Genomic DNA, 13,565 nt, shown 5'->3' on the forward strand with positions numbered 1-13,565 from the left:
GGCGGTCCGGCACCGTGGGCGCCGGCTGGCCCAAACGACCGTTAAGCTAGTGGTGTGGGGTTCGAGGAGCTGTATCCGTCGGGGCGGCTGGCCGCCGCGCAGCGTGCCGTGGCCGCCGCCGGGTTGGACGCGCTGTTGCTCAGCCCCGGCTCCGACCTGCGCTACCTGACCGGCTACGACGCCCACGCCGGTGAGCGGCTGACCCTGCTGGTGCTGCCCGCCGAGGGCGGAGCCGACGCTGATCGTGCCGACCCTGGAACGGCCGGCGGCCGAGGCGTCGCCGGCGCCGGCCACCGGGGTACGCATCGTCGACCACCCCGACGGCACGGACCCGTACCCACTGGTGACCGCCGCGCTCGGCGGGCCGGTCGGCGCGGTGGGGCTGGCCGACCGGATGTGGGCCGAGCAGGTGCTGGCACTGCGTGCGCTGCTGCCCGACGCCCGGCAGCGGCTCGCCTCGACGGTCCTGCGCAGGCTGCGCGTCCACAAGTCGGCCGCGGAGGTGGCGGCGCTCGCCGAGGCCGGCGCGGCGATCGACACGGTGCACGCCCGGATGGGGCAGTGGCTACGACCGGGACGGACCGAGGTGGAGGTGGCCGCCGACATCGCCGCCGCGATCAGGGCAGCCGGCCACGCCACCGTCGACTTCGTCATCGTGGCGGCCGGCCCCAACGCCGCCAGCCCGCATCACGGCACCGCCGACCGGCCGATCGGCGTGGGCGAGCCGGTCGTGGTGGACATCGGCGGCACCATGGCCTCGGGCTACCGCTCCGACTGCACCCGTACCTATGTCAGCGGTGGGCCGGCACCGGCCGAGTTCGTCGACTACTACGCGGTGCTGCACGAGGCGCAGCGCGCCGCCGTGGCGGCGGTCCGCCCGGGGTGAGCGCCGCGGCCGTCGACGCCGCCGCCCGCGCGCCGATCACCGCGGCCGGTTACGGCGATGCGTTCCTGCACCGCACCGGCCACGGCATCGGTCTGGACGGCCACGAGGAGCCGTACGTGGTGGCCGGCAACGACCGTGCCCTGGCGGCGGGAATGGTCTTCTCCGTCGAACCGGGCATCTACCTGGCCGGGCGGCACGGCGCCCGGATCGAGGACATCGTCGTCTGCACGACGGACGGCGTACGACGGCTCAACACCATCCCCACGGAGCTCATCGCGCTATGACTGTCGACCGGATCCTGCCCACCGACGAGGCTCGTGACCTGCTGGAGTTGACCACCGAACTGGCCGACCGGGAACTCGCGCCGAAGGTGGTCGAGCACGAGCAGCGGGCCGAGTTCCCCCGGGAGGTGCTGCGCACGCTGGGCCGGGCGGGTCTGCTCGGCCTGCCGTACCCGGAGGAGTACGGCGGCGCCGCCCAGCCGTACGAGGTCTATCTTCAGGTGCTGGAGATCCTGGCCGGCCGCTGGCTCGCGGTCGCCGAGGCGGTGAGCGTGCACACCCTGTCCTGCTACCCGGTCGCCGCCTACGGCAGCGAGGAGCAGCGCAAGCTGCTGCCCGACATGATCGGCGGCGAGTTGCTCGGGGCGTACTGCCTGTCGGAGCCGCAGGGTGGTTCGGACGCCGCGGCGCTGACCACCAGGGCGGTGCGCGACGGCGACGGCTATCTGGTCACCGGCACCAAGGCGTGGATCACCCACGCCCAGGTGGCCGACTTCTACAACATCTTCTGCCGCACCGGCGGCCCGGGCCCGAAGGGCATCTCCTGCCTGCTCGCCGACCGCGCCACACCAGGTCTGCACCCGCAGGCCGCCGAGCGCACCATGGGGCTGCGCTCGTCTCCGGTGGCGCAGGTCGTCTTCGACGAGGCCCGGGTGCCGGCCGACCGGCTGATCGGCGGCGACGGGGCGGGGTTCACCATCGCCATGTCGGCCCTGGACTCCGGTCGCCTGGGCATCGCGGCCTGCGCGGTCGGGCTGGCCCAGGCGGCGCTGGACTACGCGGTGGACTACGCCCGGCAACGTGAGCAGTTCGGCCGGTCGATCATCGACTTCCAGGGGCTCGGGTTCACCCTGGCCGACCTCGCCACCCAGATCTCCGCCGCCCGGGCGTTGACCCTGTCCGCGGCCCGGCTCCGCGACGCCGGTCGGCCGTACTCGATCGAGGCGGCCAAGGCGAAGCTGTTCGCCACGGACGTGGCGATGCGGGTGACCATCGACGCGGTACAGGTGCTCGGCGGCGCGGGATACGTGGCCGATCATCCGGTCGAGCGGTACCTGCGGGAGGCGAAGGTGTTGCAGATCGTGGAGGGGACCAACCAGATTCAACGGCTGGTGATCTCCCGGGCACTGGCGAAGGGCTGACCGTACGCGAGCATCCGCCCGCCGAACGCGACGGCGGGCGGGCTTGTCAGTCGCGTCGACCGGTCGTACCCGGTAGGTTGCACGCCGTGGAGGAGATCGACCGCGCCATCGTGGTGGCGCTGACCGCGGACGGCCGACTGTCGTACACGGATCTGGCGGAGAAGGTCGGCCTGTCGGTCTCCGCGGTGCATCAGCGGGTACGACGGCTGGAGCAGCGCGGGGTGATCAAGGGTTACGCCGCCCGGGTCTCGTTCGAGGCGCTGGACCTGCCCCTGACGGCGTTCGTGGCGATCCGGCCGTTCGATCCGTCGCAGCCGGACGACGCGCCGGAGCGGCTGGCGCATCTGCCGGAGATCGACTCCTGCTACTCGGTGGCGGGGGAGGACTTCTACCTGCTGCTGGTCCGGGTGGCCGGGCCGGTCGACCTGGAGCGGGTGCTCCAGGAGATCAGGACGTCGGCGAATGTCACCACCCGCACGACTGTAGTGCTGTCCACCCCGTACGAACATCGGCCACCGAAGGTAGGGCAGGATCCGGCGCGGCAGCAGCCGTCCCGCTGATCGACGCCGCGGTCCGTCACCGCCGGCCCGGCGAATGGTCAGTGGCGGGCCGGTGACTGCGCCGTGGGTGGGTCGAGCGGTGGGGGAGGCGGCTGGTTCCAGCGGAGGAGCACCCGCCGGCCGTGTTCGTGACCGAGCAGGCTGAGGGTGGCGGTGTCCAGCCGGAACAAGCCACCGGCCGACGGGGGCAACCCGATCCACCGGGCACCCAGCACGCGGAGCGCGTGCGCGTGCCCGACCACGGCGACGGGACCTCGGTCGAGCAGGGGGTGCAGCCGGGCGAGCAGTCGGTCCAGGCGTTCGCCGACCTCGCTCGGTGACTCGCCGCCCGGGCATCCGTCGGTCCAGACGCTCCACCCGGGACGTTCGTCCTGGATTTCCGCGGTGGTGCGGCCCTCGTAGTCACCGTAGTGCCATTCGGCGAGGTCGTCGTCGGAGTCGGTGACGGGCAACCCGGCCAGCTGCGCGGTGCGCAGCGCCCGGATCCGTGGGCTGGTCAGCACCGCGACGAACCGTCGTCCGGCGAGAGCCGGTCCGAGTGCGCGGGCCTGCCGCTCACCGTCGGGCGTCAGGTTGAGATCGGTGTACGAGGTGTGGCGGCGGCTGGCGCTCCAGGTGGTTTCGCCGTGCCGGACGAGCAGGATCTCGTTCATGCCGTCGCACCACCGTGCGGCGCGATGCGGTGCGGTCTGACGGCGCCGATCCGGAGAATTCGCTCACCCATGTCCTCAGTCAACCAGGACACCGGGTCCGATGTCGGGCGGCGAACGGATCGGACGGACCGCACTCGACAATCAGTGACTTCGTCCCGCGTCGCATCGAACCAGGCTCCACCATACACCTAGTGTCCTAGGATGCCTCAGCGGTTGTACCATCCGCCACCGAGACACCAGACCGTTTCAGCTCTCCGCACGGGGGGACTCGAGAAAGAGCGGAGCGGTCCGCTCCGCTCTACCGCCGAACAGACAGGGAGACGACATGAGCTTCACCGACAAGGCGAAGAACAAGGTCGAGGAACTGAGCGGTGCCGCCAGAGAGCGGATCGGCGACATGACCGACAACGAGCGCATGCGGGCCGAGGGTGCCAGCCAGCAGAGCGATGCCCGGGCCCGTCAGGCCGGTGAGAACGTCAAGGAGGCCGGACGTAACACGAAGGACGCCTTCACGAAGTGATCGCCCGGCACGGAAGCGGGCCACCGGATCATCCGGTGGCCCGCTTCGCGGTGTGGCACAGGTCGGCGATGACGCCGCCCGGTCGGGCTCAGTCGTCGCGGTGGACGCGCCACCACTGCTGGCCGGCTTCGGGGAGGGTGTCGATCGGGTCGTAGTAGGCGTAGCGCTTGCTGAGCGCCTCCAGGTCGGCGGACTCGATGGAGGTGCGGTAGTTCTTCGTCCAGTAGGAGATGCCGCGCTCCCGGTCGTACTCGGTGACCATGTGTACCCAGCGCTTACCGACGAAGGGCACGTCGCAGACGATCCGTGGGGTGGCGTAGCCGGGCAGGTAGCCCATGATGTCGTGCTGGAGCTGCTGGGCGTGCCAGACCGGAACCCGCCAGTGCTCGGCGTTGGGGATCATGTCGCACATGTAGAAGTAGTAGGGCAGGATCCCTGCCTCGCCCTGGAGTGCGAAGCAGAGGTCGAGCAGGTCGGTGCTGGTCGCGTTGACGCCGCGCATCAGGACGCCCTGGTTGCGTACGTCGCGCACGCCGATGTCGAGGGCGGTCTGGGCGGCCCTGGCGACCAGCGGGGTGAGCGACTGGGCGTGGTTGACGTGGGTGTGGATGGCGAGGTTGACCCCGCGGCGGGCGGCGGTGCGGGCGACTCGTTCCAGGCCCTCGACGACGTCGGGTTGCAGCCAGTGCTGGGGCAGACCCATCAGGGCCTTGGTGGCGAGCCGGATGTCGCGGATGGTTTCGATCTCCAGCAGCCGCATCAGGTAGGACTCGAGGTTGCGCCAGGGCACGTTCGCCACGTCGCCGCCGGAGACGACGACGTCCCGTACGCCGGGGTGGGCCTTCAGGTAGCTGATGTGGGCGTCGTAGCGGTCGACGGGCTTGAGGCTGAGCTTGAGCTTGTCCACCGTGGGGGTGGAGTTGCCGACCAGGTCCATGCGGGTGCAGTGCCCGCAGTACTGCGGGCAGGTGGAGAGCAGTTCGGCGAGGACCTTGGTGGGGTAGCGGTGGGTGAGGCCTTCGGCGACCCACATGTCGTGTTCGTGCAGTGAGTCGCGGGTGGCGTAGGGGTGTGACGGCCAGTCGGTGCGGCGGTCGGAGGCGACCGGGATCATGTAGCGCCGGATGGGGTCGGCGAGCAGCGTCTCGGTGGTGGGTGGGCCGTACGGCGCCATGGTGTTGATCATCTGTGGGGTCACCAGCATGGACATGGTGGCCAGGGCGCGCTGGTCGGCTTCGAGGTCGGCGTAGAAGGTGTCGTCGACGGTGTCACCCAGCACGGTGCGCAGCTGTTTGATGTTCTTGACGCAGTTGACGCGTTGCCACTGGGCGCTTTCCCACTGGTCGCGGGTGACCGCGCGCCAGCCGGGGAAGCGGGTCCAGTCGGGTTCGACGAGGGGGCTGCGGCGGTATTCGTACGGCTGGCCGGTGCGGGTTGTGGTGGGGGCCGGCGGGGGTGCCGGGATGGTCTGCACCGGCGGTCGGGTCTGGGTCACGGCCCCTCCTCTGGTCTGCCTGGGTGATCAGCGACCCGAAGGCTACTGGAAAAATTTCGGTAGAGAAATTATTCTGCCGTAAGTTTTCCCGCCATGCGAGTCCAAGGCGAGGCTTCAGGCGGCCGGACAGGGGGAGGTCGGTGTGACGTCACCGGTGGGTCTGCACCGTGTCGTGGAGCCTGCGGGCGTGTTGCCACAGGCCGCCTGGCGGCTCGACACGCGTCCGGAGATCGCGCCGAACGAGGTGCGGATCCGGGTGGAGCGGCTGAACCTGGACGCGGCGAGTTTCCGGCAGTTGTCCGTCAAGCACGACGGGGACGGTGCCGCGGTCCGGGCCGAGGTGCTCGACATCATCTCCGCCCGGGGGAAGATGCAGAACCCGGTGACGGGGTCGGGCGGCATGTTGATCGGCACGGTCGAGGAGGCGGGTCGGCGTTCACCGTTGGGGCTCAAGGCGGGCGAGCGGGTGGCCACGCTCGTGTCGTTGACGTTGACTCCGCTTGTGGTCACCGACGGGTTGGCCGGCTGGGACGGCCGGAGCGAGCAGGTGCCCTGTGCGGGGTGGGCGATTCTGTTCGCCCGATCGGTCGCGGCGGTGCTGCCGGAGGACCTGGACCCGCAACTGTCCCTGGCGGTGCTGGACGTGTGCGGTGCGCCGGCGTTGACGTCGCGGGTGGTGTCCCGGTATGTGGCAGAGCGGGCGGCCGAGGCGGACGCCCGGCCGGTGACGGTGGCGGTGGTCGGCGGCGCGGGCAAGAGTGGTTCGTTGTCGCTGGCGGCGGCGCGGCGGGCGGGTGCGGGCCGTACGGTCGGCGTGGTGCCGGTGGTCGCGGAGCGTGACGCGCTGGTGGCGGCGGGCCTGGCCGATGCGGTGGTGGTGGCCGATGCCCGCGATCCGGTGGCCCTGTCGACGGCGGTGACCTCGGCGTTGGGGGTGCCGGCGGACGTGACGGTGGTGTGCGTGGATGTGCCGGGTTGTGAGCACGGCGCGGTGTTGGCGACGGCGGACGGCGGCACGGTGATCTTTTTCTCGATGGCGACGAGTTTCGCGGCGGCGGCGTTGGGTGCGGAGGGTCTGGCTGCTGACGTGACGATGCTTGTCGGCAACGGGTACGTGCCGGGGCACGCGGAGTTGGCGTTGGGGTTGTTGCGGGGCGAGCCGGGGGTGCGTGGGCTGTTCGAGGCGCGGCTGGCGGCAGACTGAGGCCATGACGAACTTCCCCTCGACGTTGTACCGCGCCGGTGTGCTGCACTGCCCGGCGGATCCGTCCGCGACGGCGTTGCTGGTCCGTGACGGGCGGATCGTGTGGCTGGGTTCGGATGCCGACGCGCCGCCGGCCGATCGGGTGGTGGAGCTGGACGGTGCGTTGGTGACGCCGGCTTTCGTGGACGCGCACGTGCACGCCAGCGACACCGGGTTGGTGTTGTCCGGGCTGGATCTGTCCGGGGTGCGGTCGGCCGGTGAGCTGTTGGACGCGGTGTCGGCGTACGCGGCGGGTCTGCCGGTGGACGCGGTGGTGTTGGGGCACGGGTGGGACGAGTCGACGTGGTCGGTGGCGCAGCCGCCGTCGGCGGCGCAGTTGGATCGGGCGGCGGACGGTCGGCGGGTGTACCTGTCGCAGGCGTCGATCCATTCGGCGTTGGTGTCGGAGGCGTTGCTGGCGGCGTGTCCCGAGGCGGCGGCCGCGCCGGGCTACGACGGGTCGGGTTGGCTGCGTCGGGACGCGCACCATGTGGTGCGGGCGGTGGCGCGGGCGTCGGTGACGCGGGCGCAGCGGGTGGCGGCGCAGCGGGTGGCGTTGGGGTACGCGGCGTCGGTGGGGATCGCGGCGGTGCACGAGTGTGGCGGGCCGGAGATCTCCGACGAGGAGGATTTCACCGGCCTGTTGGCGATCTCCGGTGCGGGGGTGCCGGAGGTGTACGGGTACTGGGGTGAGTTGGGTGGTGCGGCGCGGGCGCGGGAGCTGGGGGCGGTCGGTGCCGGTGGTGATCTGTTCGCCGATGGCGCGTTGGGTTCGCGGACGGCGCACCTGTCGCAGCCGTACGCCGATGGTGACGGGTGTGGTCACGGTTATCTGAGCGCGGACCAGGTGCGTGATCATTTGTTGGACTGTGCGGCGCACGGGATGCAGGGCGGGTTCCATGCGATCGGTGACGCGGCCGTGTCGACGGTGCTTGAGGGTTTCGCGGGGGCGGCGCGGCGGTTGGGCACGGATCGGTTGCGGGCGGCGCGGCATCGGGTGGAGCACGCGGAGATCGTGGATCGGCGGTTGATCGCCGGGTTCGTGGAGTACGGGGTGGTGGCGTCGATGCAGCCGGCGTTCGACCGGTTGTGGGGTGGCGCGGGGCGGATGTACGAGACGCGGTTGGGGTTGGCGCGGTCGTTGGCGTCGAATCCGATGGGTGCGATGCACGGGGTCGGGGTGGCGTTGGCGTTCGGGTCGGATTCGCCGGTGACGCCGTTGGATCCGTGGGGTTCGGTGCGGGCTGCGGTGGCGCATCACAATCCGGTGCAGCGGATGAGTGTGCGGGCGGCGTTCGCGGCGCACACCCGGGGTGGTTGGCGGGCGGTGCATCTGGACAGCGAGGGCGTGCTGGCGTTGGGTGCGCCGGCGACGTTCGCGGTGTGGTCCACGCCGGCCGGGGTGGAGCGGGGGTTGCCGGTGTTGCAGGCGGAGGATCCGGAGGCGCGTGGTGCGGATGATCCGACGCCGTTGCCGGTGTGTCGGCGCACGGTGCTGCGCGGTGAGGTGATCTATGAGGAAGGGTCCGCGTGACGGGGAAGCTTGACCTGGATCCGGTGCTGGTGGCGCGGGCGCGGGAGTTGGCGCGGCGGGCCGGGCGGCCGGTGGTGGAGTTGGCGCGTGGTCACACCACGGTGTCGGTGGAGCGGGCGGTGTTGCGGCTGGCCGGGGTGACCGGTGCGGATCCGGACGGTATTCCGTGGGTGAACCGGCTGGTGGATGCGGTGGTGGCGGATGTCGGTCTGGGTCACGGGGTGGCGTTGCCGGTGTTCGACGCGCTGGTGCGCGAGCAGATCAGTGACGTGACGCTGCTGGCGAAGAAGGCTGCCGCCGGTTCGGTGCGGTTCACCGTTCCGGCTGGCCGGGCGGCTAGCGCCGCTCGGCGGGCGGCTCGGCGGGCGGTTGGTGCGGGGATTCGGCGGGTCGATCGGCGTCGTGTGGAGCGGGACCGTCTGGTGCGGCGGTTCGGGGATCCGCCGCGGCGGCCGTGGATCTATCTGATCGTGGCGACGGGGGACATCTACGAGGACATTCCGCAGGCGCAGGCGGCGGCGCGGGCGGGCGCGGATGTGATCGCGGTGATCCGGTCGACGGGGCAGTCGCTGCTGGACTATGTGCCGGAGGGTGCTACCCGGGAGGGGTTCGCGGGCACGTATGCGACGCAGGAGAACTTCCGGTTGATGCGGGCGGCGTTGGACGTGTCGTCGAAGGAGTTGGGGCGGTATGTGCGGCTGACGAACTACGCGTCGGGGTTGTGCATGCCGGAGATGGCGACCCTCGCGGGCCTGGAGCGGTTGGACATGATGCTCAACGACTCGATGTACGGGATCTTGTTCCGGGACATCAATCCGGTGCGTACGTTCGTCGACCAGCGGTTCTCGCGGCAGGTGCACGCGCGGGCGGGGATCATCATCAACACCGGTGAGGACAACTATCTGACCACTGCGGAAGCGGTGGACGAGGCGCACACGGTGACGGTGTCGCAGTTGCTCAACGAGTACTTCGCGCATGAGGCGGGGTTGGCGGACTGGCAGTTGGGGCTGGGGCACGCTTTCGAGATCAACCCTGAGGTGCCGGAGTCGTTCCGCCTGGAGTTGGCGCATGCGTTGCTGGCGCGGGAGTTGTTTCCGGATGCGCCGTTGAAGTGGATGCCGCCGACGAAGCACATGACGGGGGACGTGTTCCGGGGGAATCTGCTGGACGGGTTCTTCAATCTGGTGGGCACGATGACCGGGCAGGGGATCCTGCTGGTGGGGATGATGACGGAGGCGGTGGTGACGCCGTGGTTGTCGGATCGGGACATCGCCCTGCAGAACGTGCGGTACGTGCTCGGCGCGGCGGGTGGGTTGCACGAGGATTTCGTGCCGGCGCCGGGTGGGTTCATTCAGCAGCGGGCGAACCGGGTGCTGGCCGAGGCGGTGGGGTTGTTGGAGCGCATCGGTGAGCAGTCGTTGTTGACGGCGATCGCCGAGGGCACGTTCGGGATCATGAAGCGGCCGGCGGATCGGGGTAAGGGTCTGGACGGTGTGGCGCGGCACGAGGTGGGTTACTACAACCCGGCCACGGAGATCCTGGAGCAGCCGCGACCCGAGGGGGCCCGGCCGTGACGGGCGGCGGTGTGGTGCGGCCGTACGGGGACACCACCGGTGACGGCATGGTGCAGGTGTCGTTCACGTTGCCGGTGCCACATGACAAGCGGGCCGAGGGTGCGGCGGTGCAGTTGGCGAACAAGATGGGCATCGATCCGGCGTTGCTGGTGCACGCGAAGCCGATCGGTGACGGGTTCACGTTCTTCGTGGTGTACGGGCGGGTGAACCATCTGGTGGACCTGTCGGCGGTGCGGGTGGTGGAGCGGGACTTTCCGTTGCTGAGCGCGAAGGAGGTCAACGCGGTTGTCAAGCGGCGGTTGCGGCGGAAGTTGTCGGTGGTGGGTGCGTGTATCGGTACGGACGCGCACACGGTGGGCATCGACGCGATCCTGAATGTGAAGGGGATCGCGGGGGAGAAGGGTCTGGAGTACTACCGGGAGTTGGCGGTGACGAACCTGGGTGCGCAGGTGAGTGTGCCGGAGTTGGTGGAGGCGGCGCGGGTGGCGCGGGCGGATGCGGTGCTGGTGTCGCAGGTGGTGACGCAGCGGGATGCGCATCTGCACAACACGCGGGAGATGTCGGCGGCGTTCCGGGAGGCGTTGCCGGCGGCCCGGCGACCGTTGTTGATCGTGGGTGGGCCGCGGTTCGACGAGTCGCAGGCCGCCGAGCTGGGGGTGGATCGGATCTTCGGTCGGGGTACGACGCCGGGTGAGGTGGCGTCCTATCTGGTCCATGCGTTGATCACGGGTAGGAGGGCGAGGGTGGCATGACTGACCGTCGGTTGGGTGTGACGGTGACGCATCGGCGGTATGTGCCGTACGCGCACGCGCACTATGCGGGTGATCTCGTCGACGGGGCGTACGCGTTGGGGCTGTTCGGGGATGTGGCCACCGAGGTGTGTATCCGTACCGACGGTGACGAGGGGTTGTTCGCGTCGTACTCGGATGTGCAGTTCAAGGCGCCGGTGCGGGCCGGTGACGTGGTGGAGGTGGTGGCGACGGTGACCCGGGTGGGTACCCGCAGCCGCACCATCGATTTCGAGGCCCGGGTGGTGTGCCGGGGTCGGCCGGATCGGGGCGGGTCGGCGGCGGAGGTGTTGGCTGAGCCGTTGGTGGCGGTGACGGCGACCGGCACGGTGGTCGTGCCCGCTGCGGTGTGAACGTCGCGGTCTGCGCCGACGTCGGTTCGACGTACACGAAGGTGGCGGTGGTCGATCTCGACGGTGGTGGGCTGGTGTCGGCGGCGGCGGCGCCGACCACTGTGGGGTCGGATGTGCTGCACGGCCTGGACGCGGCGGTGGGTGCGGCGACGGCTGGGTTCACCTCGGGTGAGGTGCCGTGGTTGGTGTGTTCGTCGGCGGGTGGTGGGTTGCGGCTGGCGGTGATCGGTTACGAGCCGCTGGTGACCGCGCAGGCGGGTCGGCGGGTCGGCCTGTCGGCGGGTGCGGACGTGGTGCACGTGGCGGCGGGTCGGTTGGGTCGGGCGGAGCTGGCGGCGTTGCGGGCGGCCCGTCCGGACGTGGTGCTGCTGGTCGGTGGCACCGACGGTGGGGACGCGGAGACGCTCACGCACAATGCGACGCGGCTGGCGCGGGCCCGGTGGCGGGTGCCGGTGGTGCTCGCCGGCAACGGTGACGTCCGCGATGACCTGCGCGGGCTGTTGGCCGGGGCGGGGGTGCCGGTGACGGTGGCCGACAATGTGCTGCCCCGCATCGGGGTGTTGGCGCCGGTGTCGGCGCGGTCGGCGATCCGGCAGGTGTTCCTGCGGCACGTGATCGGTGGTAAGGGGTTGTCGCGGGGTGGCCGGTTCACCCGGCTGGTGCGGGCGGCGACGCCGGACGCGGTGTTGTCGGGGGTGGAGGTGCTCGCCGACGTGGCCGGCGGTGACTTGGTGGTCGTGGACGTGGGTGGCGCGACCACGGACGTGTACTCGGTGCTCACTCCGGACGAGCGGGCCGGTGGGCCGGGCCGGGAGGTGGCCGGTGAGCTGTGGCGGGCGCGGACGGTCGAGGGGGATCTGGGTGTGCGGTGGAGCGCGCCGGGGGTGGTGCGGGCGGCTGTCGAGGAACGTCTGGTCGCGGTGACCGAGGCCGACGGGTTGGCCGGCGAGGCTGCGGTGCGGGCCGCCGATCCCGGGTTCCTGCCGGCGGACGCCGCCGGTCGGGTGGTCGATGCGCGGATCGCGGCGTTGGCGGCGACGGTGGCGTTGCGTCGCCACGCCCGTGGGGTGGGTACCGGTGAGCGGGCCGGTCGGGATCTGCGGGACGTGCGGCTGCTTGTCGGGTCGGGTGGGGTGCTGCGGCACGCCTCGGACAACGACGCGGCCGGGGTGTTGGACGCGGTGTTGACCGACCATGCCGGTGGGTGGGCGTTGCCGAGGGCGGCCCGGCCGGTGGTGGACACCGACTATGTGCTGGCCGCGGCCGGGATGCTGGCCGAGGAGCATCAGGTGGCGGCTCGGGGGCTGCTGGGGTCGCTGCTCGGTTGACCGGGGTGGATGGTTGCTGTGGCCGGGGGCGTCGGCGAGGTGGTGGCCGCCTCGACACGCCGGGTCGGGGCGACGACTCGTCGGGGGTGGGTTGACAAGGCCGGGGGTGGGCCACGTACCGTCTTTGAGTCCTACCACGGGAAGCGGCTGTTGTTCGCTTCGTCCCTTCGTCCGCTGGCCGAGCGACACGGTGCATGTTCAGTCGCGGCGGCCAGGTCCAGCGGGCGGGGGTCGGCGGGGCGGCGCGAACCGGCCGCGGTTACCGGTGTACGGGCAGGATGGGGTGCACGGCCAGTAGACAACGGCCAGGCGGGGACAGCCAGTCACCGTCGGGTCGGTCCGAAGGTCGGCGTGCCGCATTCCGCCGCACCGGCCGGGAGGGGCCTGGGAGCATCGGGGCGCGGCGTATGCCGCGCCCCGACTTCGTCGTGGCCGCCGGTGTGGTTTTCAGGTGGCGCCGCTTCCGGGGCGGGCGCGTACGTGCAGGTGTTCGCCCTGCGGGCCGTACAGGTTGAGCACCTCGGTGGGTTCGGGGCCGGGGTTGGTGACGCAGTGCGGCACCCGGGTGTCGAACTCGGCGACCTCGCCGGGGGTGAGGAGCAGGTCGTGGTCGCCGAGGCGCAGTCGTAGCTGGCCGGAGAGCACGTACAGCCACTCGTAGCCCTCGTGGGACTGTGGTTGCGCGTCGGCGGGGGTGTGTGGCGGCAGGATCTGTTTGAACGCCTGCGGGCCGCCGGGGCGGCGGGTCAGCGGCAGGAACGTCATGCCGTGCCGGACGATGGGGCGGGGGCGGACCCGGGGGTCGCCGACGGCGGGGGCGCCGACCAGTTCGTCCAGGGGCACCTGGTGGGCGCGGGCCAGTGGCAGCAGCAGTTCCAGGGTGGGGCGGCGCTGCCCGGATTCGAGCCGGGACAGGGTGCTCACCGAGATGCCGGTGGTGTCGGCGAGTTCGTTCAGGGTGGTGCCGCGTTGTTTGCGGAGGGCTCGCAGTCGGGGTCCGACCGCTGCCAGCACCGCCGCCACCTCGTTTGCCATAACAGCAACATTACTTGTCGATTGTCGCGGCTGGTCGCAGGGTGTGCGGCAGGTGGGCCGGCCGCCGCTGACGGTCGCCCGCCACCGACCGGCCACCCGGGCAGGCGGGCGGGTGGTGACGGCGGGCGGGTAGCCTTCGGCGCGTGATCGCGTCCGACCCGCCCGTGACGACC

General features: G+C 71.1%; 12 protein-coding genes and 1 pseudogene. 10 read left to right on the plus strand and 3 right to left on the minus strand.

The genetic code is table 11. The features are described from left to right. The first annotated feature begins 54 nt into the window (after positions 1 to 54). The 3 genes and pseudogenes from ENC19_RS26750 to ENC19_RS26760 all read left to right on the plus strand — a co-directional run bounded on the left by ENC19_RS26750 (position 55) and on the right by ENC19_RS26760 (position 2,869). Positions 55 to 1,170, plus strand: a pseudogene (locus tag ENC19_RS26750) (M24 family metallopeptidase). After that, positions 1,167 to 2,309, plus strand: a complete 1,143-nt coding sequence (locus ENC19_RS26755) for an acyl-CoA dehydrogenase family protein (RefSeq protein WP_164449835.1) — start codon at positions 1,167 to 1,169, stop codon at positions 2,307 to 2,309. Before ENC19_RS26750 ends, ENC19_RS26755 begins: the two are co-directional and overlap by 4 nt. An 86-nt stretch (positions 2,310 to 2,395) precedes the next feature. Continuing rightward, the gene (locus ENC19_RS26760) at positions 2,396 to 2,869 is read left to right on the plus strand and encodes an Lrp/AsnC family transcriptional regulator (RefSeq protein ID WP_164449836.1); all 474 of its coding nucleotides are present in this window, start codon (positions 2,396 to 2,398) and stop codon (positions 2,867 to 2,869) included. Positions 2,870 to 2,907: 38 nt separating this feature from the next. Here the strand turns inward: ENC19_RS26760 and ENC19_RS26765 are convergent, their stop codons facing one another. After that, a complete protein-coding gene (locus ENC19_RS26765) occupies positions 2,908 to 3,522 on the minus strand; it encodes a histidine phosphatase family protein (protein WP_164449837.1) in 615 nt (204 codons plus the stop codon). A gap of 325 nt (positions 3,523 to 3,847) precedes the next feature. On the opposite strand from ENC19_RS26765, the gene ENC19_RS26770 reads away from it, so the two are divergent. Continuing rightward, complete coding sequence (locus ENC19_RS26770; protein ID WP_164449838.1) at positions 3,848 to 4,042, plus strand: CsbD family protein; 195 nt, start codon at positions 3,848 to 3,850, stop codon at positions 4,040 to 4,042. Positions 4,043 to 4,130: 88 nt separating this feature from the next. On the opposite strand, the gene ENC19_RS26775 is transcribed toward ENC19_RS26770, so the two are convergent. Beyond that, the gene (locus tag ENC19_RS26775; RefSeq protein ID WP_164449839.1) at positions 4,131 to 5,537 is read right to left on the minus strand and encodes a KamA family radical SAM protein; all 1,407 of its coding nucleotides are present in this window, start codon (positions 5,535 to 5,537) and stop codon (positions 4,131 to 4,133) included. A gap of 142 nt (positions 5,538 to 5,679) precedes the next feature. Here ENC19_RS26775 and kdd point away from each other — a divergent pair, with 142 nt between their 5' ends. From kdd to ENC19_RS26805, 6 genes are read left to right on the plus strand one after another with little or no spacing between them, the layout of a single operon-like run. Beyond that, complete coding sequence (gene kdd / locus ENC19_RS26780; protein WP_164449840.1) at positions 5,680 to 6,741, plus strand: L-erythro-3,5-diaminohexanoate dehydrogenase; 1,062 nt, start codon at positions 5,680 to 5,682, stop codon at positions 6,739 to 6,741. A 4-nt stretch (positions 6,742 to 6,745) separates the two neighbouring features. After that, positions 6,746 to 8,314, plus strand: coding sequence for an amidohydrolase (locus ENC19_RS26785; RefSeq protein WP_164449841.1), 1,569 nt, complete (start codon positions 6,746 to 6,748; stop codon positions 8,312 to 8,314). Beyond that, a complete protein-coding gene (gene kamD / locus ENC19_RS26790) occupies positions 8,311 to 9,888 on the plus strand; it encodes a lysine 5,6-aminomutase subunit alpha (protein ID WP_164449842.1) in 1,578 nt (525 codons plus the stop codon). Before ENC19_RS26785 ends, kamD begins: the two co-directional genes overlap by 4 nt. Further along, complete coding sequence (gene kamE / locus ENC19_RS26795) at positions 9,885 to 10,640, plus strand: lysine 5,6-aminomutase subunit beta (RefSeq protein ID WP_164449843.1); 756 nt, start codon at positions 9,885 to 9,887, stop codon at positions 10,638 to 10,640. The genes kamD and kamE overlap by 4 nt, the downstream gene beginning before the upstream one ends. Next, on the plus strand, positions 10,637 to 11,029 hold the full coding sequence (gene kal / locus ENC19_RS26800) for a 3-aminobutyryl-CoA ammonia lyase (protein WP_164449844.1): 393 nt from the start codon (positions 10,637 to 10,639) through the stop codon (positions 11,027 to 11,029). The genes kamE and kal overlap by 4 nt, the downstream gene beginning before the upstream one ends. After that, the gene (locus ENC19_RS26805; RefSeq protein WP_164449845.1) at positions 11,026 to 12,357 is read left to right on the plus strand and encodes a glutamate mutase L; all 1,332 of its coding nucleotides are present in this window, start codon (positions 11,026 to 11,028) and stop codon (positions 12,355 to 12,357) included. The genes kal and ENC19_RS26805 overlap by 4 nt, the downstream gene beginning before the upstream one ends. 447 nt (positions 12,358 to 12,804) lie before the next feature. On the opposite strand, the gene ENC19_RS26810 is transcribed toward ENC19_RS26805, so the two are convergent. Then, positions 12,805 to 13,392 carry a helix-turn-helix domain-containing protein gene (locus ENC19_RS26810; RefSeq protein ID WP_164449846.1) on the minus strand — a complete coding sequence of 196 codons (588 nt, stop codon included), beginning with the start codon at positions 13,390 to 13,392 and terminating at the stop codon, positions 12,805 to 12,807. Positions 13,393 to 13,565: the final 173 nt, after the last annotated feature.

It is taken from the genome of Verrucosispora sioxanthis, from assembly GCF_010560025.1.
In the GTDB taxonomy this organism is placed as follows: domain Bacteria; phylum Actinomycetota; class Actinomycetes; order Mycobacteriales; family Micromonosporaceae; genus Micromonospora; species Micromonospora palythoicola.